This window comes from Sorangium sp. So ce836 (genome assembly GCF_028553905.1).
GTDB lineage: Bacteria > Myxococcota_A > Polyangia > Polyangiales > Polyangiaceae > Sorangium > Sorangium cellulosum_D.
Genome location: NZ_CP102233.1, coordinates 1,019,153 through 1,043,178, shown reverse-complemented (window position 1 = coordinate 1,043,178; position 24,026 = coordinate 1,019,153). Strand labels below are relative to the sequence as shown.

General features: G+C 72.1%; 16 protein-coding genes. 3 read left to right on the top strand and 13 right to left on the bottom strand.

Going from position 1 to position 24,026, the window contains the following annotated elements:
* Positions 1-407: 407 nt before the first annotated feature.
* From NQZ70_RS03935 to NQZ70_RS03925, 3 genes are read left to right on the top strand one after another with little or no spacing between them, the layout of a single operon-like run.
* Positions 408-2,195 (top strand): thiamine pyrophosphate-requiring protein, encoded by a 1,788-nt coding sequence (locus NQZ70_RS03935; RefSeq protein ID WP_129573016.1) that lies wholly within the window; start codon positions 408-410, stop codon positions 2,193-2,195.
* 2 nt (positions 2,196-2,197) lie between these two features.
* Positions 2,198-3,304, top strand: a complete 1,107-nt coding sequence (locus tag NQZ70_RS03930; protein ID WP_129573015.1) for an enolase C-terminal domain-like protein — start codon at positions 2,198-2,200, stop codon at positions 3,302-3,304.
* 9 nt (positions 3,305-3,313) lie between these two features.
* Complete coding sequence (locus tag NQZ70_RS03925; RefSeq protein WP_129573014.1) at positions 3,314-6,640, top strand: FAD-binding and (Fe-S)-binding domain-containing protein; 3,327 nt, start codon at positions 3,314-3,316, stop codon at positions 6,638-6,640.
* On the opposite strand, the gene NQZ70_RS03920 is transcribed toward NQZ70_RS03925, so the two are convergent.
* The 13 genes from NQZ70_RS03920 to NQZ70_RS03860 form a co-directional block, all read right to left on the bottom strand.
* The gene (locus tag NQZ70_RS03920; protein WP_165373772.1) at positions 6,606-8,909 is read right to left on the bottom strand and encodes a glycoside hydrolase family 15 protein; all 2,304 of its coding nucleotides are present in this window, start codon (positions 8,907-8,909) and stop codon (positions 6,606-6,608) included. The two genes, NQZ70_RS03925 and NQZ70_RS03920, sit on opposite strands and share 35 nt — an antisense overlap.
* 270 nt (positions 8,910-9,179) lie before the next feature.
* Positions 9,180-12,581, bottom strand: a complete 3,402-nt coding sequence (locus tag NQZ70_RS03915) for a GAF domain-containing protein (protein ID WP_129573012.1) — start codon at positions 12,579-12,581, stop codon at positions 9,180-9,182.
* 107 nt (positions 12,582-12,688) lie between these two features.
* The gene (locus NQZ70_RS03910) at positions 12,689-13,540 is read right to left on the bottom strand and encodes a 1-acyl-sn-glycerol-3-phosphate acyltransferase (protein ID WP_165373771.1); all 852 of its coding nucleotides are present in this window, start codon (positions 13,538-13,540) and stop codon (positions 12,689-12,691) included.
* A 28-nt stretch (positions 13,541-13,568) separates the two neighbouring features.
* Positions 13,569-13,724: a hypothetical protein gene (locus NQZ70_RS03905; RefSeq protein ID WP_165373770.1), complete on the bottom strand. Its 156-nt coding sequence runs from the start codon at positions 13,722-13,724 to the stop codon at positions 13,569-13,571.
* Positions 13,721-15,178 carry an Asp-tRNA(Asn)/Glu-tRNA(Gln) amidotransferase subunit GatB gene (gene gatB, locus NQZ70_RS03900; protein WP_129573010.1) on the bottom strand — a complete coding sequence of 486 codons (1,458 nt, stop codon included), beginning with the start codon at positions 15,176-15,178 and terminating at the stop codon, positions 13,721-13,723. The genes NQZ70_RS03905 and gatB overlap by 4 nt, the downstream gene beginning before the upstream one ends.
* A gap of 55 nt (positions 15,179-15,233) precedes the next feature.
* On the bottom strand, positions 15,234-15,908 hold the full coding sequence (locus NQZ70_RS03895; protein WP_129573009.1) for an NADH-quinone oxidoreductase subunit I: 675 nt from the start codon (positions 15,906-15,908) through the stop codon (positions 15,234-15,236).
* A gap of 11 nt (positions 15,909-15,919) precedes the next feature.
* Entirely contained in the window at positions 15,920-17,686 is a 1,767-nt protein-coding gene (locus tag NQZ70_RS03890) for a complex I subunit 1 family protein (RefSeq protein WP_129573008.1), read from the bottom strand.
* On the bottom strand, positions 17,683-19,377 hold the full coding sequence (locus NQZ70_RS03885) for a 2Fe-2S iron-sulfur cluster-binding protein (RefSeq protein WP_129573007.1): 1,695 nt from the start codon (positions 19,375-19,377) through the stop codon (positions 17,683-17,685). Before NQZ70_RS03885 ends, NQZ70_RS03890 begins: the two co-directional genes overlap by 4 nt.
* A 69-nt stretch (positions 19,378-19,446) precedes the next feature.
* Complete coding sequence (locus tag NQZ70_RS03880; RefSeq protein WP_129573006.1) at positions 19,447-20,661, bottom strand: NADH-quinone oxidoreductase subunit D; 1,215 nt, start codon at positions 20,659-20,661, stop codon at positions 19,447-19,449.
* Between the two features lie 3 nt (positions 20,662-20,664).
* On the bottom strand, positions 20,665-21,345 hold the full coding sequence (locus NQZ70_RS03875) for an NADH-quinone oxidoreductase subunit C (protein WP_129573005.1): 681 nt from the start codon (positions 21,343-21,345) through the stop codon (positions 20,665-20,667).
* Positions 21,342-21,926: an NADH-quinone oxidoreductase subunit B gene (locus NQZ70_RS03870; protein ID WP_129573004.1), complete on the bottom strand. Its 585-nt coding sequence runs from the start codon at positions 21,924-21,926 to the stop codon at positions 21,342-21,344. The genes NQZ70_RS03875 and NQZ70_RS03870 overlap by 4 nt, the downstream gene beginning before the upstream one ends.
* A complete protein-coding gene (locus tag NQZ70_RS03865; RefSeq protein WP_129573003.1) occupies positions 21,914-22,270 on the bottom strand; it encodes an NADH-quinone oxidoreductase subunit A in 357 nt (118 codons plus the stop codon). Before NQZ70_RS03865 ends, NQZ70_RS03870 begins: the two co-directional genes overlap by 13 nt.
* 254 nt (positions 22,271-22,524) lie before the next feature.
* Complete coding sequence (locus NQZ70_RS03860) at positions 22,525-23,646, bottom strand: hypothetical protein (RefSeq protein WP_129573002.1); 1,122 nt, start codon at positions 23,644-23,646, stop codon at positions 22,525-22,527.
* Positions 23,647-24,026: the final 380 nt, after the last annotated feature.

Sequence of the window (24,026 nt, the reverse complement as noted above, 5' to 3'; positions counted from 1 at the left end):
TTCGAATCAATGGCTATCCCTCATCACGACCGATGCGCGCAGGCGGCCGACGCCGCGCGGCGAAGGGGGTCGAGTCGAGGGCGCGGGGCTGGCGCGGATGGCTGTGCGCGCGTGTCGGGAAGGAGTGCGATTTCCTCAAGGTACCTCGAGGAGGTAATGCCGAAATCCGCGCTCTCACCGTCGCCTCGCCATTTCGCGACGTAGCAGCCACCCGAGTCGGAGAGCTTCGGCCGAGCTCCCCTCCGCGGCGCGCTCGCCGCACGCGCGGCCGCTCGGCGGCGCCGCGCGCGCAGCGCCCGCCCGCACGCGCAGACGCGGCACGCAGCGCGCGGCGCGCCGAGGCGGCACGGAGTTCGCACGCCGCGCAGGGTCGAGCTCACATTCCGGGCTCGCGGGGGAGAAGACTCATGGCGCAGACCGTCGGCGAGTTCCTGCTGAGGCGCCTCGTCGCGTGGGGTGTCCGGCGCGTGTACGCCTACCCAGGCGACGGCATCAACGGCATCGTGGGCGCGTTCCACCGCGTCCCGGACCTGCGGTTCATCCAGGTGCGGCACGAGGAGATGGGCGCGTTCATGGCGTGCGCCCACGCGAAGTTCACCGGCGAGGTGGGCGTGTGCCTGGCGACCTCGGGGCCCGGCGCGATCCACCTCCTGAACGGGCTCTACGACGCGAAGCTGGACCACCAGCCGGTCGTGGCCATCGTCGGCCAGCAGGACCGCGCCGCGCTCGGCGGGCACTACCAGCAGGAGGTCGATCTCGTCACGCTCTTCAAGGACGTCGCGCACGAGTACGTGCAGATGGCGTCCTCGCCCGCGCAGGTCCGGCACCTCATCGACCGCGCGATGCGCATCGCGCGGGCGGAGCGCACGGTCACGTGCGTCATCGTCCCGAAGGACGTCCAGGAGATGGACGCCGTCGAGGAGCCCCCGCACAAGCACGGCACCGTGCACACCGGCCTCGGCTACTCGTCGCCGCGCGTGGTGCCCAAGGAGGAGGACCTGCGGCGCGCGGCCGACGTGCTCAACGCCGGCAAGCGCGTCGCCATGCTCATCGGCCAGGGCGCGCTCGGCGCCGCGCCGGAGGTCGCGCGCGTCGCCGAGATCCTCGGGTGCGGCGTGGCCAAGGCCCTGCTCGGCAAGGCGGCGCTCCCCGACGATCTGCCCTGGGTCACCGGCGCGATCGGCCTGCTCGGCACAAAGCCGAGCTGGGAGATGATGGCCAACTGCGACACGCTCTTCATGGTCGGCTCGAACTTCCCCTACCCGGAGTTCCTGCCGGAAGAGGGCCAGGCGCGCGGCGTCCAGATCGACATCGACGGCCGGATGCTCGGCCTGCGCTACCCGATGGAGTCGAACCTGATCGGCGACAGCGCCGAGACGCTGCGGGCGCTCATCCCCTACCTCAAGCTCAAGACCGACCGCTCGTGGCGGCGCAAGCTCGAGGAGAGCGTGGCCGACTGGTGGAAGGTGCTCGAGGCGCGGGCGATGAACGACGCCCATCCGCTCAACCCGCAGCGGGTCTACTGGGAGCTGTCGCCGCGGCTGCCCGACCGGTGCATCCTGACCGCCGACTCCGGCTCGTCGGCGAACTGGTACGCGCGCGACATCAAGATCCGCGAGGGCATGATGGCCTCGCTCTCCGGGACGCTGGCGACGATGGGCCCCGGGATGCCGTACGCGGTCGCGGCGAAGTTCGCCTTCCCCGACCGCCCGGTCGTCGCGATGGTCGGCGACGGCGCGATGCAGATGAACGGCATCAACGTGCTCGTCACCGTGGCGAAGTACTGGCGCGAGTGGAAGGACCCGCGCCTCGTCGTGCTGGTGCTCAACAACCGCGACCTCAACCAGGTGACCTGGGAGCTCCGCGTGATGAGCGGCGACCCCAAGCTCGAGGCGTCCCAGACGCTGCCGGACTTCCCGTACGCGGCCTACGCCGAGGCGCTCGGGCTCTCGGGCGTGCGGATCGACCGCCCGGACCAGGTCGCGCGCACCTGGGACGAGGCCTTCCGGGTCGACCGGCCGGTCGTTGTCGAGGCGGTGACCGACCCGGAGGTCCCGCCGCTGCCGCCGCACATCACGGTGAAGCAGGCGAGGATGCTCACGACGGCGCTGCTCCGGGGGGACCCGGGCGCGCGCGGGATCATCCGCCAAGCGTACCGGGACATGATCGAGAGCTGGATCCCGCACCGGGGTTGACCATGGCCGATCCGAGGCAGCGCGCGGCGGTCCCGGTCGAGCGGATCGAGGTGGCCGCATACATCATCCCGACCGACCGGCCGGAGTCGGACGGCACGCTCGAGTGGCGCGAGACGACGCTGGTCGTCGTGCACGCGTCCGCCGGCGGCGAGAGCGGGCTCGGCTACACGTACGCCGACGTCGCGGCGGCGCGGCTCGTGGCCGACAAGCTCGCCGGCGTCGTGCGCGGGCGCGACGCGATGGCGGTGCCGGGCGCGTGGGCCGCGATGGTGCGCAGCATCCGCAACCTCGGCCGGCCCGGGATCGCGCAGATGGCCATCGCCGCCGTCGACGCGGCGCTCTGGGACCTGAAGGCCCGCCTGCTCGCGCTGCCGCTCGCGACGCTGCTCGGCACGGCGCGCGACCGCGCGCCGATCTACGGCAGCGGCGGGTTCACCTCGTACACCGAGGCTGAGCTCGCCGAGCAGCTCGGCGGCTGGGTCGCCGAGGGCATCCCGCGCGTGAAGATGAAGGTGGGGCGCGACCCCGCGGCCGACCTCGCGCGCGTGCGCGCGGCGCGCCGCGCCGTCGGCCCGGACGCCGCGCTGTTCGTCGACGCCAACGGGGCCTACTCGCGCAAGCAGGCGCTCGCCCTCGCCGAGCGGTTCGCCGACGAGGGCGTCCGCTGGTTCGAGGAGCCCGTGACCTCGGACGACCTCGACGGGCTGCGGCTCCTGCGCGACCGGGCGCCCGCCGGCATGGACGTCGCGGCGGGCGAGTACGGCTACGACCTCGTCTATTTCCGCCGCATGCTCGACGCCGGCGCCGTCGACGTCCTGCAGGCGGACGCGAGCCGCTGCGGGATCACCGGCTTCCTCGCCGCGGCGGCGCTGTGCGAGGCGCGCTCGCTCGACCTGTCGGGCCACTGCGCGCCGTCGCTGCACCTGCACCCGGCGTGCGCGGTGCAGCGGCTCGCGCACCTCGAGTTCTTTCACGATCACGTCCGCATCGAGCGAATGCTCTTCGACGGCGCGGCGGCGCCCGCGGGCGGGGCGCTCGCCCCGGACCTCTCGCGCCCCGGGATGGGCCTCGAGCTCCGTCGCGCCGACGCCGAGCGCTTCGCGGTGTGAGGGGGGACCATGCAGCACATCGAGCAGCAGAGGGAGAGGTTTCCGGCGGAGGACGTGCCCTCCGAGCCAGTCCAGCGCGAGATCGATCGCGGCGTGATCCGGCTCCCCGGCGAGCGGCGCGTCCGGCTCGCGCCCGCGGCGAGCGCGGAGGTGGAGGCGCTCGCCGACGAGCTCTCGCGCGCCGTCGAGGGCGAGGTCCGCTTCACCGCGGGCGACCGGGCGCTCTACGCGACCGACGGGTCGAACTACCGCCAGCTGCCCATCGGCGTGGTCGTGCCGCGCCACAAGGACGACGTGATCGCCGCCGTGGCCGCGTGCCGCCGCCACGGCGCGCCCATCCTCGCGCGCGGGGGCGGCACGAGCCTCGCCGGGCAGACGTGCAACGTCGCGGTCGTGCTCGACTTCTCGAAGTACATGCGCGGCGTCCTCTCGCTCGACCGCGCGGGCAAGCGCGCCCGGGTCCTGCCGGGCACGGTGCTCGACACCCTGCGCGACGCCGCGAACGAGCTCGACCTGACGTTCGCGCCCGACCCCTCGACCCACGAGTACTGCACGCTCGGCGGGATGATCGGCAACAACTCCTGCGGCGTGCACTCGGTGCTCGGCGGTCGCACCGTCGACAACGTGCACGAGCTCGAGGTGCTGACCTACGACGGCCTGCGGATGCGCGTCGGGCCGACGAGCGAGGAGGAGCTCGACGCCATCGTCCGCGAGGGCGGCCGGCGCGGGCAGATCTACGCCGAGCTGCGCGCGATCCGCGACCGGTACGCGGATCTCATCCGCGCCCGCTACCCGCGGATCCCGCGCCGCGTGTCGGGCTACAACCTCGACGAGCTGCTCCCGGAGAACGGCTTCCACGTGGCGCGCGCCCTGGTCGGCACCGAGTGCACGTGCGTCACGGTGCTCGAGGCCACCCTGCGCCTCGTCGACTGGCCCAGGTTCCGGTCGCTCGTGGTGCTGGGCTACCCGGACGTGTTCTCCGCGGGCGACCACGTGCCCGAGGTGCTGCGCTCCGGGCCGATCGCGCTCGAGGGGCTCGACCACCGGCTCCTCGAGTACATGCACAAGAAGGGGCTGCACGAGCGCTACCTGCGCTATCTGCCGGAGGGCCGCGGCTTCCTCCTGGTCGAGTTCGGGGGCGACACGCGGGAGGAGGCCGACGCGCGGGCGCGCGCCGCCATGGACGCCCTCGCGCGCGGGCCGAACCCGCCGTCGATGAAGATGTACGACGACCCCGAGCAGGAGCAGGCGCTCTGGGAGGTGCGCAAATCGGGGCTCGGCGCGACCGCGCGCGTCCCGGGCGAGCCCGACACGTGGCCCGGCTGGGAGGACTCGGCCGTGCACCCGGACAACCTGGGCGGCTACCTCCGCGACCTGCGCGCGCTGTTCGATCGCCACGGCTACCACCCCTCGCTCTACGGCCACTTCGGGCAGGCGTGCGTGCACTGCCGCGTGGACTTCGACCTGGTGACGGCCGAGGGCATCCGGAACTGGAAGAGCTTCCTCGACGAGGCGACCGACCTCGTGGTCCGCTACGGCGGCTCGTTCTCCGGCGAGCACGGCGACGGCCAGGCGCGCGCGCAGTTCCTGCCGAAGATGTACGGCGAGGAGCTCATCGAGGCGTTCCGCCGGTTCAAGGCCGCCTGGGATCCCGCCTTTCGCATGAACCCCGGCAAGGTCGTCGACCCGTACGACGTCACCGAGAACCTCCGCCTCGGCGCGAGCTTCCGCCCGGCCGCCGTGGAGACGCACTTCCGCTTCCCGGACGACGACGGCGACTTCACGCGCGCGACGATGCGCTGCGTGGGCGTCGGCAAGTGCCGGCGCCACGGCGGCGGCACGATGTGCCCGAGCTACATGGCGACGCACGAGGAGGAGCACACCACGCGCGGCCGGGCGCGGCTGCTCTTCGAGATGCTGGAGGGGAGCGAGCTCCGGGGCTTCCGCGACGACGCGGTGAAGGAGTCGCTCGACCTGTGCCTGGCGTGCAAGGGGTGCAAGGGCGAGTGCCCGCTCAACGTCGACATGGCCACCTACAAGGCGGAGTTCCTGTCGCACTACTACGCGGGGCGGCTCCGGCCGCGCGCCGCGTACTCGATGGGGCTCATCACCTGGTGGGCGAGGCTCGGGCAGCGCGTGCCCGGGCTCGCGAACCTCGTGACGCAGACGCCGGCCCTCGCCGCGATCGCCAAGAAGATCGCCGGCATCGCGCCCGAGCGGAGCATTCCGCCGTTCGCGCGGCAGTCGTTCCGGCAGTGGTTCCACGGCCGGCCGCGGCGCAACGCCGGCGCGCCCCAGGTGCTGCTCTGGCCGGACACGTTCAACGATCACTTCTTCCCGGACACGGCGATCGCCGCGACCGAGGTGCTCGAGTGGGCGGGCTACGAGGTGATCGTCCCGGAGCAGCAGCTCTGCTGCGGCCGGCCGCTCTACGACTTCGGCTTTCTCACGACGGCCAAGCGCATGCTGCGCGACGTGATGAGCGCGCTGCGCGACCCGATCGAGCGCGGCGTGCCGGTGGTCGGCCTGGAGCCGAGCTGCGTCTCGGTCTTCCGCGACGAGCTCCACGGGCTCTTCCCCGACGACCCGGTGGCGTCGAGGCTCCGGGAGCTGACGCACATGTTCGGCGACTTCCTGAAGGGGGCGCCGGACGGCGATCCCGGCCGGCCTTTGCTCGGCCCGCGTGGGCGCGAGCTGCCGCGGCTCGACCGGCGCGCCGTGGTGCACGGCCACTGCCACCACAAGGCGATCCTCGGGATGGACGGCGAGCGCGACGTGCTGCGCGGCATGGGCCTCGACGCCGACCTCCTCGACTCGGGCTGCTGCGGGATGGCGGGCGCCTTCGGCTTCGAGGAGGGCGACAAGTACGACGTCTCGATCCAGTGCGGCGAGCGGGTGCTGCTGCCCGCGGTCCGGTCGGCGCCGAAGGACGCGCTGATCGTGGCCGACGGCTTCAGCTGCCGCGAGCAGATCCAGCAGACGACCGACCGGAAGGCGCTGCACCTGGCCCAGGTCGTGCGCATGGCGACGCTGCACGGCCCCGAGGGGCCGACGGGCGACTACCCCGAGCGCGCGTACCTGCCAGGCCCGGCGGAGGTATACATGGTGCCGCGCGCGAAGGCGGCGGCGCTCGCCGCGGCGCCGGCCGGCGCGGTGGCGCTCCTCTGGGCGGGCGGTCGGCGGCTCGCGCGGCTCGCGGCGGAGCGGCGGCGGGCGCGGCGCGGCCGGTGGCTCCAGGCGGCGGGCGCGGCCGCCGTGGCGCTCGCGGCCGTGGGGCTGCTCGGGAGCAGGAAGCCGGGCCTCACTGCCGTCGGGCGCCCGTGTGCGGTCCGGTGACGCGGATCGGCAGGCGGAAGAGCCTCCCGTCGTCGTGCTCGCGCAGGACCGTGACGAGCTCGGCGTGCGCCCACCCGAGGGGCGCCGCCGCGCCGGTCGCCTGGCCGGCGCGAGGCCCGCTATCGAAGACCTGCTCCGGCAGCATGTGGGTCGCGTTCGCGAAGCGCGCCATCGCGTCGAGGTAGGGCCGCATCCGCTTCCGCGCCGCCGCGGAGGAGCCGGACTCCTCGAGCGCCCGCGCGAGCTCGTACTCGGCCCTTTCGCCCGTGAGGATCGGCCACAACATGCCTCGCGTCCGCGCCCCCGTGCGCGGATCGAAGCCATACGCGTCGCCGACGTAGCGGTGGAATCCTGGGCCGAGCCCCGGGATCTCGACGCGCAGCGCGGCGTCGCACGCCGCCACCGAATCGGTGATGTCCGCCGCGAGCACCGGGCGCACGCCGAGCACGGGGAGCCGGAGGAAGCCGCAATCGACGACGTCGCGCTCCAGCCAGAAGCGCCCTCGCAGGACGTAGCCTCGATCGTCGTTCGGGTCCCTCGGGGCGTCCGGGCCACCGGCCCCGTCGACGCGCTCGTAATACCGCCCCTTGCCGATGCTCCCTCGAGTCGTGAACGTCCAGCCGTCGACCTGCCTGGCCCAGCGCTCGGCGGTCTCCCTGTACCGGGCCTGGCGATCGCGGTCCCCCCTCGTGCCCGCGATCTCCGCCGCATGGACGAGCGCGGCGCAGAGGAAGGCGAGGGTCGACGGCGAGACGCCCGACACCTCCTCCCATCGATCGAGCGGGGTCCAGGGGCCGAAGGCCACGAGGAAGTCGGCCGCGCGGCGCACGAGATCCCAGCATGCGTCGGCGGCGACGAGCTGCTCTTTATGGATGTGATAACAGAGGTCGATCGGCTGCGCGACCTGATCGAGCTCAAGGCCTTTCCAGTACGGCGCCCCGTCGGACCAGGTGTTCTGGTAAAACGACCCCTCTTTCGACACATGGAGTGCGCCGAAATCCCATGTGCCGTCGGACGCGGAGAGCTGGATGCCGCTCAGGAACCGCGTCGCGGCCAGGGGGGAGCGCGCGTCGCCGGCGGCGAGCAGCGCGAGCGAGATCTGGACGAGGTCGCGCGGCCACACGAGGTGATAGCCGCCCGTGATCCTGTCCGAGGTCCGCGGCGAGATCGCGCTCGCCCGGTCGAGCCTGACGTCGCCCCAGGGTACGGACGGCGACGCGATGAAGGCCCCTGGGTGCGTCCGGTCCTCCAGGGACTTCAGGACCGCCACGGAGCTGCGGTAAAGGCGCGCGAGGCCGCGCGAAGCGCTCCCGAGCGGGCGGAGGAACGCCTGATAGGCGCGCCACTGGGCGCGGTACCTGTCGAGGAGGGCGCCGGGCCCGTCGCGGAGCGACGCCCGGGCGGCGCGGTAGGCCTCGCCGATGTCGCGTCCGAACCCGAGCGCCAGCGTGAGCTCGGTGACCCCGGGGGAGAGCGGGATGTCCAGCTCCCCGGTGAGCACGACATCTCCGTCCGTCGCGTCGCGGTAATGCGCGGTCAGCGTGCGATGTTTCGTCAGGTCCCGATATCCGTCGCTCGCGGTCCCTGAAAAGCCGGCCGTGGCGTCGCGCCATGGGACGGAGGCCACGAGGGCCTGCGCAAAGGGGCCTTGCCAGGCGAACAACCCGGCTCCCGGCGCATCTCCGGTGCTCGCCATGGCGCTGTCGCCGAGCGGCGTGTTCCCCGCGCCGGGGTTGTGAAGGACGAAGAACCTGAGCCCCCGGGCGTTCCGGGTGATCTTCAGCCGCTGCAGGACCACGTCGCGATCGGGATCGGCGAAGATCGTCTTCTCGATCCTGAACCTGCCGCCCGGGTCTTCCGAGATCACCCGGAAGGCCGGCACGCCCTCCTCGATCCAGGAGATGCTCCGCCGCGCGTCTCGCCGCTCCTCGAAGAGGCCTCGACCGCCGCCCGTGACCAGGAGCTGACTGTCCCGTGTCTGCGGGGTGTCGTTCGTCGGCCAATACACCTCGGTCAGGATGCCGCTCGCCCCCGTGAACCAAACCTTGCTGATCGGGGCCGTATCGGAGCGCGCCGAATACTTCAGGTCCGCATCGTAGCTCTCGTACGCGGCGCCGAAGAAATCCTTGGAGCCGTGAGACCAGCTCCCGGAGGACGAGGACCCGGGCGCCGCGCCGGAGGGCGCCGCGGCCCTCGCCGCGGCGGCGAGCGGGAGCGAGGTGCCCAGGATTGCCGCCAGCGTCGTTTTTCCGAGGATCCGCATAGGCATGCTCCGCGCCGCGACCACTCCACTGCCCGTCGGCTGCGAGGTGTGCAACGCATGGTCCATGGACCGGGCGCGACGACGCGACGCGCTGGGCATTGGGCGCCCGTCCCCTCGGCGAGCGAGGTCGCGTCACCACCGGCGCCGGTCACGCGGCGCCCGCCGAGCAGATCGAGCACAGCGAGGCGCGGCTCGCGCGCGCAACCGGGGATGACGCGGCGTCGCTCCCGGGGAGCCCGCCCTTCCGCTATAGCAGCCGCGGGCCTGGACCCCCGGTCACTCCTCGCGCGACCACGGCAGGAGCCCGGTCGCCAGGCTCTTCACCGCCGCCGCCAGCTCGATCGGCTCGATCGGCTTGGGCACGTGCATCTGGTAGCCGGCCGCGAGCGCCCGCACCCGGTCCTCGGTCCGCGCGTACGGCGTCAGCGCCAGCGCCGGCGTCCGCCCCACCTTGCGCGGCAAGAGGTCCCGCACCTTCCGGATCAGCGAGTACCCGTCCTCGCCCGGCATCCCGATGTCGACCACGAGCAGCGCCGGCTCCGACGTCTCCAGCAGCTTGAGCGCCTCGGCGCTCGACGTCGCCGTGCTGACCTCGGCCCCGCAACGCCGCAGCACCGACGTCAGCATCGCGAGCGTGTCGGGATCGTCGTCCGCGATGAGCACGCGCACGCCCGAGAGCCGCGGGAACGGGTTGCGCGGGTCGGGCGCGATGCCGGCGCTCGTCAGCGCCGTCGCCGTGGCGCCCGTCGACAGCGGCAGCTGCACCGCGCACGTCGTCCCGCGCCCGGGGCCGGCGCTCGTGATGCGCACCGCGCCGCCGTGCAGCCCCACGACGTGCCGCACGATCGACAGCCCCAGGCCGAGGCCGCCGTGGCGGCGCGCGCCGCTGTTGTCCTCCTGCCGGAACCGCTCGAACACGTGCGGCAGCGAGTCCGCCGAGATGCCCTCCCCGTCGTCGATCACCTTGATCTCGGCGTGGCGCTCGTCCTGCGAGAGCTGCACCTGGACCAGCCCCCCGGGCCGCGCGAACTTCACCGCGTTCGACAGGAGGTGCCACACGACCTGCTGGAGCCGCGCCGGATCGCCCTCCACGAACACGCCCTCGGGATCGAGCCTCGTCTCGATCGCCACGCCCTTGCCGGCGGCCGAGGGGAGGATCGACTCGACCGCCGTCTGCACCGGCAGCGTCAGCTCCACCGCGAGCCGCTCGATCTTCAGCGTGCCCGTCACGACCTGCGACGCGTCGAGCAGCTCGTCGATGAGCGTCACCTGGTGCTCGGCGTTGCGCTCGATCGCCGACAGGGCCCGCGTCTCCGCGACCCGATCGAGCGAGCCCGCCTGCATCATCCGCGCCCAGCCGAGGATCGCGTTGAGCGGCGTGCGCAGCTCGTGCGACACCGTCCCGAGGAACTCGTCCTTCAGCCGGTTCGCGTCCTGCACCTCGCGGTACAGCCGCGCGTTGTCGAGCGCGAGCGCGGCGCGGTGCGCGACCTCCTCGGCGAAGGCGACGTCGGACCGCTCGAAGAACCGGCCGGACTCCGACGACACGAGCGAGATGGCGCCGAGGATCCGCCCGCGCGCCCGGAGCGCCACCACGAGGTACGAGAGCGGCGCGAGCGCCCGGTTGGCCGCGGCCTCCTCGCTCGTCATCGCGTCGTGCAGCAGCACGTCCCCGCGCACGTCGGCGTAGAGCTCCGACCGGCCCGTGCGCAGCACGCGCGCCACCGGGCCCGGCTCGCCGTCGACGCGGCTCGGGTGGAAGTACCGGAGGAGCGGCTCCTTCAGCGGGCTCACGTGCGCGACCGCGACGTGGCGCAGGCCGAGGCCGTCATCGATGTCCACCAGGCAGAAATCGGCGAGCACCGGGAGGGCGAGCCGCGCGAGCGACTGGAGCGTGGCCGTGAAGTCGAGCGACGCGGCGAGCGCCGTGCTGAGCTCCGCCAGGAAGGCGAAGCGCCGCGCCGCCTCCTCGGCCTCGGCGCGCGCCGCCTGCACCCGGATGAGCCGCGCGCGCTCCTCCTCGGCCCGCTTCCGATCGGTGATGTCGCGGTGGATGCCGACCAGGAACAGCGGGCGGCCCTCCTGGTCGTGGACCGCGTACGCGGTCACCTCGATCGGCACCTCGGAGCCGTCGCGCCGCACGCACGGGACCTCGCCGACGAAGGTGCGCGCGTCCTCGATCTGCTGGAGGATCCTCCGCGTGGTCTCGTCGCGGGCGTCCTCGCGGTGCAGGAGCGCCATGCTCTTGCCGACGATCTCCTCGGAGAGGTAGCCGAAGATCGACTCGGCCTCGCCCATCCAGTACCGGATGTTGCCCTCGACGTCGGTGACGAGGATCGCCTCGGGCATCTGCTTGAGCACCTCGTGCGAGAGGTGCATCGCCTCCTCCGTCTGCAGCGCGGAGAGGCGAGCCCGCTCGAGCGCCTGCGCGCTCTGCTGGACCAGCGCGAGCATGAACGCCCGATCGTCCTCGGAGAACGACTGCGGCGCCGAGAAGCCGAAGCCCACGGCGCCGAGCACGCGCCCCTCGAGGAAGAGCGGGATCGCGGCGTACGCGCGCTCGCCCGTGGCGGCGCAGCAGGACACGAAGCCCGGCTCGAACTCGACGAAGCGCTCGTCCGACTCGAGGAAGATCGGCTGCCGCTCGCGGACCGCCCGCGCGAGCGGCAGCTCCGCGCTCAGCTCGAACGTCTTGAAGCGCGCGATCTGCGCCTCCAGGTACCCCGTCGAGCGCACCGTCTCGAGCTCGCCGCCGAGCCCGGCGCGCAGCGCCACCATGCCCGTCACCGCGCCGGCGGCCGCGACGACGTCGCTCGCGAGCACGCGGAGCACCGCGGGCGGCGTGATCGCGTCGGACAGCGCGGCCGTGACCGCGAACAGCCAGGCGGCGCGGTCCGCGCTCCGCTCCGCGGACTGGCGCGCCTCCTCCGCCTTCCGGTAGAGGTAGGCGTTGTCGAGCGCCAGCGCCACGCGGTGCGCGAGCTCGGCCGCGAGCACGAGGTCGTCGGCGGAGTAGATGCGGTTCGACTCGGAGACGCCGAACGAGAGCACGCCGAGCTTGCGGCCGCGCGCGATGAGCGGCACCGCCATGGCCGAGCGCGTGCCGAGCTGCTCCAGCGCGGCGGCGCGCTCGGCGGCCTCCTCGCCCTGCTCGCCGTCGAGCTCGTGCAGGAGCTCGGACTCGCCGCTGTGCAGCACCTTGGCGATGCCGAGGCGCTCCTCGGCGTCGGGCGAGATCGCGCGCAGCAGCCCCTCGCGCTCGGGGTTCACGTGCTTGGCCGCGACCCGGCAGAACCGGTTCTTCGGCGCGCCCGCCTGCCCCGCGCGATCGGCCCCCGCCGCCTCGGCGGCGGCGCGCTGGCGGCGCTGCGCGTAGATCCCCGGCGCGGGCGTGACGTCGAGCGCGCTCACCCCCGGCGCGAACGGCGGCCCGTCGGCCTCGGAGAGCGGCGACGGCGGCGGCACGGAGCTGACCAGGCCCATCGCGTCGGCGGCGCCGCGCTCGATCAGATCGACCGTGCACCAGTCCGCGAGGAAGGGGACCGACAGGCGCGCGAGACGCTCCAGGATCGTGTGCGGATCCAACGATCCGGTGAGCTGCTCGCTCGCGTCCGCCAGGAACATCAGCTCATTATGGATCGCCCCGCCGCGGGGCTGCTTCAGGACCTGCCAGGCCATGGCGGTCTCGCTGGGGTTGCCTTCACGCTCCATGATGGTCGCCGGCGGCCCGCATCGTAGCGAGGGCCGATCGCAGAAGCCAGCGGCGCAGGAGCGGGGCCGGGCGCCTATACGTCGGCGCTGAGCCGCGCGCGGGCGCGGTGGACGAGCGCCTGGACGGCCCGGTGCGACTCGTCGCGGACCGCGCCGACGTCCTGGCCTGCCGTGGCGATGGGCGCGCCGACCTCGATCGCCGCGGGGATATGTCGCGTACGGCTCACCCGGGCCATGTGCGCCGCGAACGACTCGTCGGCGTAGGACGAGTCCGCGCCGCCGTACGCGAGGCCGACGGGGACGATCTCGGCGCCGACGCGGCAGGCCGCGGTGAAGCCGCCCGCGCGGAACGGCCGCACCTCATCTCCGGAGAACGTGGTCCCCTCGGGGTAAACCATCACACCACGGCCGCGCTTGAGCGCGGTGCACATCGCATGCACGACCGCGGAGCCGCTGCGCTTGCTCGACCGGTCGACGAAGAGCGTTCCGACGCGGCGCGCCGCCATGCCGATGACCGGCCAGCCGGCGAGGTCGGCGCGGCTCACGACGGTCGCCTCGAAGAACGCGAGCGTGACCATGATGTCGAGCGCGGACCGGTGGTTCATCACGAACAGCCGCCCGACGCCGCCCGGATCGCGCCCGGGGTAGTACGCCCCGCTCGCCACGGCCGGGTCGGCCGCGCCGCCGGCGGGGCCGCGCGTGGGCTCCGCCTGGACGAGACCGCCGGCGCGCACGTCGAGGCCGTACAACTTCAGGAGCGCGCGCCCATAACGGCGCATCCATGTATGGAGGACCACCTCGCGATCGGCGTCGCTGGAGAGCGCGGTGTCGATCTCGAGCAGGCCGTACATGCCGAAGGTGAGGCCGACGAAGCCGGCGGTGCGGAGCGGAAACCGGAGGGCGTCGAAGGGAAGAGCGCTGACCATGCTTCGGGTGTCCTGGTCGCTGGGCGGTTCAGGCGGCGGGGCGATCCTTGGCGTGGAGCTGCACGGAGAGGAAGCCTCGGCGCGCCCGGGCGTCGCAGGCGACCGCATACGGGATGCAGATGACCGCGGCGAGGCCGCCGCTCGCCAAGTTCGTGGCGAGCGCCCGGCGGGACGGCTCCCTCACGCGCCGGCGGCGGGGGCGCCCTCGAGCAGCCGCTTGAGGACGTCGTTCACGACGGCCGGGTTCGCGCTGCCCCCGGTCTTCTTCATGATCTGCCCGACGAAGAAGCCGAGCAGCGCGGTCTTGCCGGCGCGGTACGCCGCCGCCTGCTTCTCGTTCGCGGCGATGATCGAGGCGGCGATCGCCTCGATCGCGCCGGCGTCGCTCATCACGGCCATCCCCTTGTCGCGGACGATGTCGCCGGGCGCCCGGTCGGTGCCGGCCATCTCCATGTACACCTCTTTGGCCTGCTTGCCGCTGATCGCGCCCTCGTCCACGAGGCGGAGCAGCCCGGCCACCTGCGCCGGGGAGACCGGGAACGTCGCCGACAGGCCCGCCGTGCGGGTGTCGCGCAGCACCTCGCCCTGGACGAAGTTCGCGACCTTCACCGCGTCGCCGTGGAGGCGCGCCGCCTCCTCGAAGAACGCCGCGATCTGCGGGTGGCCGGTCAGGACCTGCGCCGCGTACGGCGTCAGCCCGAGCGACTCGGCGAAGCGGCGGCGCTTGTCGGCCGGCGGCTCCGGGAGCGCGGCGCGCACCTCGGCGAGGAACGCCTCGTCCACGACGAGCGGCGGCAGGTCCGGCTCGGGGAAGTAGCGGTAGCCGGACTCGTTCTCCTTGTCGCGGAGGAGGTACGTCTCCTTCTTCTCGGCGTTGTACCCGCGGGTCTGCTGCCGCACCCGGCCGCCCTGCTCGATGAGCGCGATCTGCCGCCGGATCTCGAGATCGATCGCCTCGGCCACGAAGCGGAACGAGTTGATGTTCTTGAGCTCGGTCCGCGTGCCGAGCTTCGCCTCCCCGACCGGGCGGACCGAGACGTTGGCGTCGCAGCGGAAGCTCCCCTGCTCGAGGTTGCCGTCGTTGACGCCGATGAACATCAGGATCTCGCGCAGCCGCTTCAGGTACTCGGCGGCCTCGGCGCCCGAGCGGAGGTCGGGCTCGCCGACGATCTCGATGAGCGGCGTGCCGGCGCGGTTGAGATCGACGACCGACAGGCCCCCGATGCCGTGGAGGTTCTTGCCGGCGTCCTCCTCCATGTGGACGCGCGTGATGCCCGCCCGCCGCTTGCCGGCCTCGGTCTCGATCTCGAGGGCGCCGCGCAGCGCGAGCGGCCGATCGTACTGGCTGAGCTGAAAGCCCTTCGGGAGGTCCGGGTAGAAGTAGTTCTTCCTCGCGAAGATGCTGCTCTCCTGGATCTCGCAGCCGAGCGCGAGCGCGGCGCTCACCGCCATCCGGACGGCGTCGCGGTTCAGCACCGGGAGCGAGCCCGGGAGGCCGAGGCAGACCGGGCAGGTGTGCGTGTTCGGCGGGTCGCCGAAGCTGGTCGCGCAGCCGCAGAACGCCTTGGTGCGGGTGAGGAGCTGCGCGTGGACCTCGAGCCCGATGACCGCCTCGAAGGAGCCGTACGTCGTCGCCATGGCTCGCCGTTCTAGCAGAACCGCGCCCAGGCGAGGGGGCTCCGGCGAGGCTGGCTCAGTGATCCGCGGCTTCGCGCGTGAGGCCGGGGTGCGTCGGGTCGCCCGGCTCGTGGCGCTTGTTCGCCGTCAGCCGCGAGCCCGAGCGATCGGTGAGGCTCATGAGGAGATCGCGCCGGTAGATGAACTGCTCGCGCGAGTCGTAGGGCACCGCGTGGAGGCCCGTGTCCATGCGGATCGCGTCGACGGGGCACGCCTCGACGCAGTAGCCGCAGAAGACGCAGCGGAGCTCGTCGATGACGAAGCTGCTCGGGAACCGCTCGTAGCCGTGCCGCCGATCCCCCTCGGGGTACTCGGCCGGATCGATCGCGATGCACTGCGCCGGGCACGCGGTCGAGCAGCAGAGGCACGCGACGCAGCGGGGCGAGCCGTCCTCGCGCAGGGTGAGCCGGTGGATGCCCCGGAAGCGCTCCGGGTAGGGGCGCTTCTCCTCGGGGTAGCTGATCGTCGTGACCCCCGGCTCGAGCGCGTTGAGCACCGGGTCCGGCTTCTGGCCGAGCACCATCTCCTTCGTGTTCTTGAAGAAGTGCTTCATCGTGAGCCCCAGCCCCTTCACCATCTCGGGGATGTAGGCCTGCACGTCGGCGCTCCGGGAGGGACGCGGGATCGGCTTGCCGGCGACGGGCCTGCCGGCCGGCTTCGTCCAGGGATTGCTCGGGGTAGCCTTCGCCATGGGATCCTCCTCTACGCCTGCTGGGGCGTCGCCTTGGTGCCCCCCGCCGCGGCGGCGAACCGGGCCGAGGTGGAGACGATGATTCGCTGGCGCTCGACCGGCTCGAGGAGGCCGGCGATCATCGCCACGACCGCCGCGAACCCGCCGACGGCGACGACCGCGTGGGTGATGTCGGCGGCGACCTGGAGGCCGCCGCGGAGCCCCGCCGGCGCCGAGTCGACGGCCAGGATCACGATGCCCGTCACCATCATGTTGACGAGCGTGAGCGGCAGGAGCTTCGTCCACCCGAGCCGCATCACCTGGTCGTAACGGAAGCGCGGCAGCGTCCAGCGGAAGAAGACCTGGACCCACGACATGAGGATCGTCTTGCCGAAGAAGGCGATGACGTACGTCAGGCTCACGGCGAGGTGGGTCATCTTGTACTGGAACAGCGTCACGTCGCCGAAGACGACGTTGATGCCGTCGCGGTCCAGGAACGGCAGGTGGTAGCCGCCGAAGAAGAGCGTGACGAGGAGCGCGCTCGACGTGATGAGCTCCACGTACTCGCCCGTCATGAACATGCCGAACTTCATCCCGGAGTACTCGACGAAGTAGCCGGCGACGATCTCGCTCTCGCCCTCGGGCTGGTCGAACGGGATGCGCTTCGTCTCGGCCGCGAGGGCCGCGAGGAACAGGAAGAAGGCGAGCGGCTGGACGAAGATGCCCCACGCGTGCTCGGCCTGCCACTGCACCATGTCGCCGAGCCGGACGCTGCCGTAGATCATGAAGAGCCCGACGACGCTGAGGCCCATCGCGACCTCGTAGCTGACCATCTGGCTCGCGGCGCGCAGGCCGCCGAGCAGCGAGAACTTGTTGTCGCTCGCCCAGCCGGCGAGCGCGGCGCCGATGATGCCGGTGCCCGCCATCGCGAAGATGTAGAGGATGCCGACGTTGAGGTCGGCGACCTGGAGGTTCACGACGTGACCGGAGCACGTGAACGACGGGTCGACCGTGCGCTGGAGGAGCGGGAGGTCCGCGAAGCCGAAGATCCCGTCGCCGTTGTCCGCGAAGCAGAGCTTGTCGCCGAAGGGGATGACCGCGAACGTCACCAGCGCCGGGAACATCGCGAGCAGCGGCGCGAGCGAGTGGAGGAGCCGGTCGGCGTTCTTCGGGATGAAGTCCTCCTTCCAGATCATCTTGATCGCGTCGGCGGCCGCGTGGAGCGTGCCGAGCAGGCGCAGCGGGATCTTGCCCTCGGGCACGCGCAGCGCCGTGTAGGCGCCCGTCACGACGAGCAGCGCGCCGAGCAGCCCGCACACGACCCGCGCGGCCGTGGGCGCCGCCGCGACCGGGATCGCCTGCGTGACGAAGAAGGCCAGCACGTGGCCCAGGACGCCGGCGTAGAAGATGCTGCGCGGGTCGACGCGGGCGAGCGCCTCCTCGGCCCCGTTGATCGGGCCGCCGCGGCGGGCCGACGCGCAGAACACGAGCAGGCCGAGCCAGGTCACGAGCACCGCGAACTGCGCGCCGATCACCAGCGTCTCGACGGCGGCCGGCCCGGTCATCGCGCGCGTCGCCGTGAACACGGCGAGCGCCCCGAGCAGCGCCGGCGGGAAGAACACGATGCCGCGCACGAGCATCGACGGCAGGTAGACGACCGCGCGGTTCGGGCCGACGCGGTCCTGCACCATCGCGCCCTGGCGCCGGTCGGCCCAGGTGGCGATCGCCGCCATGTTCAGCAGGAACAGGACGACGATGAGAATCTTCACGATCGCGAGAACGACCTCGACGAGAGTCATGCCGTGGCCTCCGTCTTCTTCGGCTCAACCCGCGCGCCGTCGGCGACGGCGGTCGCCGCCGCGGTGTGCGCGGGGGGCGCCGCGCCGAGCACCGCTGCGGCCGCGCCCGCCCCCGCCACCGCGCCGGGCGGCATGGCGCGGCGCAGCTCGGCGAGGGTCTTCCACCCGGTCTCGTACCCGAGCGCGCGCCCGAGCCGACCGATGAGCTCCCAGGCCGGGCGCGCGTCGCCGTGCGGGAGCAGCGCCCGCTCGCTCCGCTGCGCGAGGCCCTTCCGGTTCACGTACGTCCCCTCGGCCTCGGCCCAGGAGCACGCCGGCAGCGCGACGCGCGCCGCCTTCGCCAGCGGCCCCTCGTGGGCGGCGATCGTCACCACGCCCTTGAGCCGCGAGAGCGCCCGCTGCGCCTCGCCCGCGTCGACCTCGAGGTCCGACCCGAGGGCGACGACGTACGCGTACTGCCCCGACGCGATCCCCTGGAGCAGCTCCGCGACCGGGCGCGGCGGGGTCGCCGCCGCGATCTGCACGGCGCCGCGGGTGTTCGGGTTCTTGTCCTCGCTGATCAGGATGTCGTCGCCCTGGCCGAGCGGCCTGCCCGACACGAAGAAGTCGGTCGCGCCGAGGTACGTCGTGGCGAGGTGGTAGAGCGCGAAGTTGTCCTCGTTCGAGTGCTGGGCCGACAGGACGATCGCGACCCGCGACGGGTCGTCGGCGTGGCCGCTGAGCTGCTCCTTGGCCGCGGCCAGGGCGTCCTCGACGCTCGCGTCGTCGTTGCCGACGAGCGCGGTGAGCAGCCGCCCCTCGACCGCGTGCCGGTACGACAGCATGCCGTCGTCGCACATCCAGTACGTGTTGACCGCCATGTTCTCGCGCGGGCGGTGCCGGTACGGCATGTTGTTGCGCGGATCGTAGTCGAGGTAGGCGTTGCAGCCCGTCGCGCAGCCCTGGCAGATGGTCCGGGCGCTGCGGAGGAACCAGACCCGCGCCTTGAACCGGAAGTCGCGCGACGTGAGGGCGCCGACCGGGCAGACGTGCTCGGTCATCAGCGTGTAATTGTGGTCGAGCTCGCGCCCCGGCGAGACCGTGATCTCCCCGAGGTTGCCGCGCTCGCGGACCGAGAGCACCGGATCGCGGGCGAGCTCGTTGCAGACGCGGATGCACCGCGTGCAGACGATGCAGCGCTCGGCGTCGTAGACGATGGTCGGCCCGAAGGTGACCGCCTTCGGCTTGTGCACCGGCTCCTGGTGCATGCGCTTGCCCTTGCGCTGGTGCTCGAGCCAGTAGTCCTGGAGGCGGCACTCGCCGGCCTGGTCGCAGATCGGGCAGTCGACCGGGTGATTCAGGAGCAGGAGCTCCTGCACCGCCGAGCGCGCCTCCGCCACGTGATCGCTGCCCTCGGACAGCACCTCCATGCCGTTCGCGCAGGCCATCTGGCAGGCCGGCTGGAGCTTCGGCTTCGCCGCCGGCACGTAGTCCTGCTTGGCCGGGTCCCAGCGGAGGATGTCGAGGCTCATCGCCGGCCGCCCGGGCGGCGGCAGCACCTCGACGAGGCACATCCGGCAGTTGGCGGCGACGCTGAGGCCCGGGTGCCAGCAGTAATGGGGGATGTCGATCCCGGCGCGGTGCGCCGCCCGGATGATCGTGTCACCGCTCTCGAAGGGGATCTCCCTTCCGTCGATCTTGATCGTAGGCATCGTGCTCTCGGTTCCCGGCGGGGCCGCGCGGGCCCCAGCTTCCTTAGGTCGATGACGGGAGCGCCGTCGCTAGTGGTCGCACTCCCCGCCGATCATGTTGAGCGAGCCGAAGGTCGGCACCACGTCGGGGATCATCAGCCCGGTGATGAGCTGCGAGAGCCCCTGCGTCGTGGCGAAGCACGGCGGCCGGATGCGGACGCGGTAGGGCGTGCCGCTGCCGTCGGACACCAGGTAGAAGCCGAGCTCGCCGTTGCCGGCCTCGGTGTACGAGTAGCACTCGCCGGCGGGCACCTTGATGCCCTCCATGACGATCTTGAAGTGCTGGATGGTCGCCTCGATGGTCGTGTAGACCTCCTCCTTCGGCGGCAGCACGATGCGCGGATCGTCGATGTTGATCGGCCCCTCGTCGGGCATCTGCTCGAGCGCCTGCTCGATGATCCGCGCCGACTGGCGGATCTCCTCCTGGCGGCACATGAACCGGTCGTAGTTGTCGCCCCGCGTGCCGACCGGCACGTCGAACTCGAAGCGGTCGTAGACCAAGTACGGGTTCGCGCGGCGCACGTCGTACGCCACGCCGGTCGCCCGGAGCACGACGCCCGTCCACCCGAGCGCGAGCGCGTCCTCCTGCGAGATCGGGCCGACGCCGTCGAGGCGATCGAGGAAGATGCGGTTCTTCAGGATGAGCTTCTCGGCGTCGTTGATGAGCGCGAGCACGCGCGCGAGCCCCACCCGCACCATCGACTTGAAGTCGGGCGTGGGCGGCCGCGCCATGCCGCCGACGCGGCCGAAGCTGTGCGTCAGGCGGGCCCCCGTCTCCTCCTCGAAGATCTCCCAGAAGATCTCGCGCGCGCGGCACAGGTAGAGGAACGGCGTGAAGGCGCCGAGCTCCATGCTCATGGCGCCGCTGCAGATCATGTGATCGCAGATGCGCGCCATCTCGCCGAGGATCACGCGGTAGTACTGGCAGCGCTCGGGCACCGTGACGCCGAGCATCTTCTCGACCGCCAGCGCGAAGCCGACGTTGTTGAGCATCGGCGAGACGTAGTTGAGCCGGTCGACGTACGGGAAGACCTGCGTCCACGTGCCGCGCTCGCACATCTTCTCGAAGCCGCGGTGCAGGTAGCCGATCTGCACGTCGGCCTTGTTGATCGTCTCACCCGAGAGCTCGAGCACGATCCGCACCGTGCCGTGCATCGCCGGGTGGGACGGCCCCATGTTGAGGAGCATCGGCTCGCTCGGGAGATCGAGGTGGGCCTCGTCCAGATCGCGATCCAGGGGTTCCATCGTTCAGCTCCGCTCCTGCAGCGCACCCACGCCGATGCCCTGCGGTTTGCCCTTGTCCGAGGCCTCGTCCCCGCCGGTCGACTCGAGCGACGCGCCCGCGCCCGCGCTCTGCAGCGCGAAGTCGTGCGTCTGGCGGCCGAAGCTCATGCCCTCGTCGGGGCCGAACGGCGGCAGCTTGCCGATGTTCGGCACCTCCCGGAACGGGATGAGCGGCTGGATGCGGTTGGCCGGGTAGTCCTTGCGCAGCGGGTGCCCCTCGAACTCCGGGTACATCAGGATGCGCCGGAGGTCCGGGTGCCCGCGGAAGACGATGCCGAGCAGGTCGTAGCACTCGCGCTCGAACCAGTTCGCGCCCTTCCACACCGGCACGATCGAGTCGATCTCGGCGCCGTTGCCCTCCTCGTCGCCCACGCGCGCCTTGATCCGGATGCGGTGGTTCCGCTCGAAGGAGCGCAGGTGGCAGACCACCTCGAAGCGGGGCACGTCGCCGCGCCAGAGGTAGTCGACCGCCGTGAGGTCGATGAACATGTTCATCAGCGTCCGCGGGTCGTTGCGGAGGAACAGCGCGACGTCGCGCCACACCGACGGGTCGACCACCGCGGTGTCGTCGCCGAACTGCGAGTGCGTCTCCAGGACGGCGCCCGGGAACTGGGCGGTCAGGATCTCGAGGACCTTCTTGCTCACTGCTGGCTCCTCTCCTTGCGCTGGAGGGTGACGAGGCGCTCCGCGGTCTGGGCCGGGTCCTCGCGCGGCTTGACGATCGCCGGCGTGCGGTCGCCGCGCGCGATCTTGTCCTGGAGGAGCATGAGGCCGTCGAGCACCGCCTCCGGGCGCGGCGGGCAGCCGGGCACGTAGACGTCGCAGGGGATGATCTTGTCGATGCCGGCGACGGTCGTGTAGTTGTCGTAGAAGCCGCCGCAGGAGGCGCACGTGCCGAAGGCGAGCACCCACTTCGGGTCGGCCATCTGCTCGTAGATGCGCCGGAGCGCGGGCGCCTGGCGCTGGCTGATGGTCCCCACCACCCAGAGCAGGTCGGCCTGGCGCGGCGAGAAGCGCGGCACCTCGGCGCCGAACCGCGCCATGTCGTAGCGCGGGCTCGCCATCGCCATGTACTCCATCCCGCAGCAGGCCGTCACGAACGGGTACTGGAACAGGGAGTACTTCTTCGCCCAGTTGAGCAGCGCGTCCACGCGCGTCGTCGCGAACCCGTGCTCGGAGCCCTCCATCACCCGCGTCGAGGGCCCTCCACCCTTCATTTCTCCCATTCCAGAGCTCCCTTCTTCCACACGTACACGAGCACGACGACGAGCATCGCGATGAACGAGCTCATCGTTGCGAGGCCCGTCCACCCCAGGGAGCGGAACTGGACCGTCCACGGGTAGATGAGCACCGCCTCGATGTCGAACACGACAAAGAGGATCGCCGTCAGGTAGAACTTCACGCTCGGCTTGACGAATCGCCCGCCCGTCGAGTCGCTGCCGCACTCGTACGGGATCATCTTCTCGGGCGTCGGGTTCCTCGGGCCGAGGAGCGACGTCAGCGTGAACATCGCGAGCGCGATGACCGCGGCGACGAGAAACAGCAGGAACAAGGGGATGTAGGTGGCCATCGAGAGAGCACTCCTACGGGTCGGCCCCGGGAGGGTCGACCGCCTCGCCGCAGCGCGCGGCGCCTCGGGCGAGACCTCAGGGCCCGCGGCCCCGAACCATGCAGTCCAAAAGGTGAGAGCGACGCGGCGATTGCTGCCTGAAACAGCAAAAATCCGAGCGATCCCGGCTTAATCCGCGCCGGATCTAGTCGGCCGCCGCGGGGGTGTCAATGGAGGCGCTCGGTCAACCTGCCCCCAACCGGCGGGCCGTAATCCTAGGAGCGGTTCGCCACGAGGACCAGCCCTCTCCATGCGGTCAGCGCCGTCCCCAGGCTCGCCTCGATCTCCCGGATCTCCTCGACCATCTCGGCGTCCGGCACGCCGGCGCTCCGCGCCTCGCGGACGCAGGCGAGGGCGGCGACGTACTTCTTGCGCTGCACGAACGCCCGCGCGAGCAGCGGCCAGATGTGCTTCGGCGGGGCGCCGAGGTTCGCGGCGCGCCGGAGGGGGCCGATGGCCTCGCCCGCCCGGCCGTCGTCGAGCATGGCCTCGCCCAGCCGGCGGAAGATGTCGCCGGCCGCGGCCCCGTCGTGCGCGTACTGGACCGCGAGGCGCATGACCTCCTCGCCCTGGTGCTCCTCGCCGAGCTTGACGCACGCGGTGCCGAGCAGGCCCAGCCCCTTGGCGATCAGGCTGCGGGCGTCCGGGGTGAGCATCTGCCCCTCGGGCGTGCGCAGGAAGATCGCGAGCGGGGCCGGCCAGGTGCCGAGCAGCTGGATCACCTTCGGGTAGTCGCCGCGCTGGGACGCGACCTCGGCCTCCGCGACCTTGGTGAGGTCGATGGCGGAGCGCGCGCCGGCCGAGGCGCGCTCGAGCTCGTCGCGCACGTGCGAGCGGATGCGGGCGCGGAACTCGTTCAGCTCGTGCGTCTCCTCGATGCCGTCGCGCAGGAGGAGGAGGCGCGAGGTCTTCCCCTCGACGGACAGCTTGCGGAGGCTGTAGCCGTAGAGGGGGGCGAGGAGCAGGTAGCGGACGCCGATGTGGAGCTGGATGCCCTCGAGGTCGGTGTCGCGCTCGGGGGCCTGCGGCGTCGTGTCCTCCGTGAGGAGGGCGCCGACGAGGCGGTGGCGGAAGTCGGCGAGCGTGAGCCGCTGGACGTCGCCGTCGATCTCCTCCTCGCCCGGGGGCGCGATAACGAAGTCGACCAGCGTGTTGTCCGGGTTGCGGCGGTCGACGGTGAGCGCCGTGATGCGGGCGCCCGTAATCATCGAGAAGGCAAAGAACGCCTCGCCCACGATCTCGCAGAGCGCCTGGAAGCTGCCGATGCCGTCGCCTATGCGCTCGAACCAGCCGTCGGTCCGTACGGCATCGAGGGAGAACACGCGTTCCTTTGGCATGGTTCGACCCGGATCCGAAGGGCGCGTCCCGGATGACGGACGCAGGTCCCAGGGGGGCGAGACTCGCACGGTCGCGCGCGGCTCTCAAGAAAACTCCTAGGGATCGCGCGCATCGGCGTCGAGCGCGCCGCCGGCATCCGCCGTCGCCGTCCGCCATCCGCCATCCGCCATCCGCCATCCGCCATCCGCCATCCATCGCGCCACGCCGGTCCACCTGCCCCCACCGCGCTCCGAGCCCCGCCCCTGCCTGCTCGTCCCACCGCCGACGAGGCGCAGCGGCCGAACCGACCCAGCCCTGTGCCTCACGCCTCGCGCGAGCCGGCCGAGGGCGCCAGCGGCGTCGCCGTCGCGCGAGCCTATCCCCCACCCCGGCTCTGCTC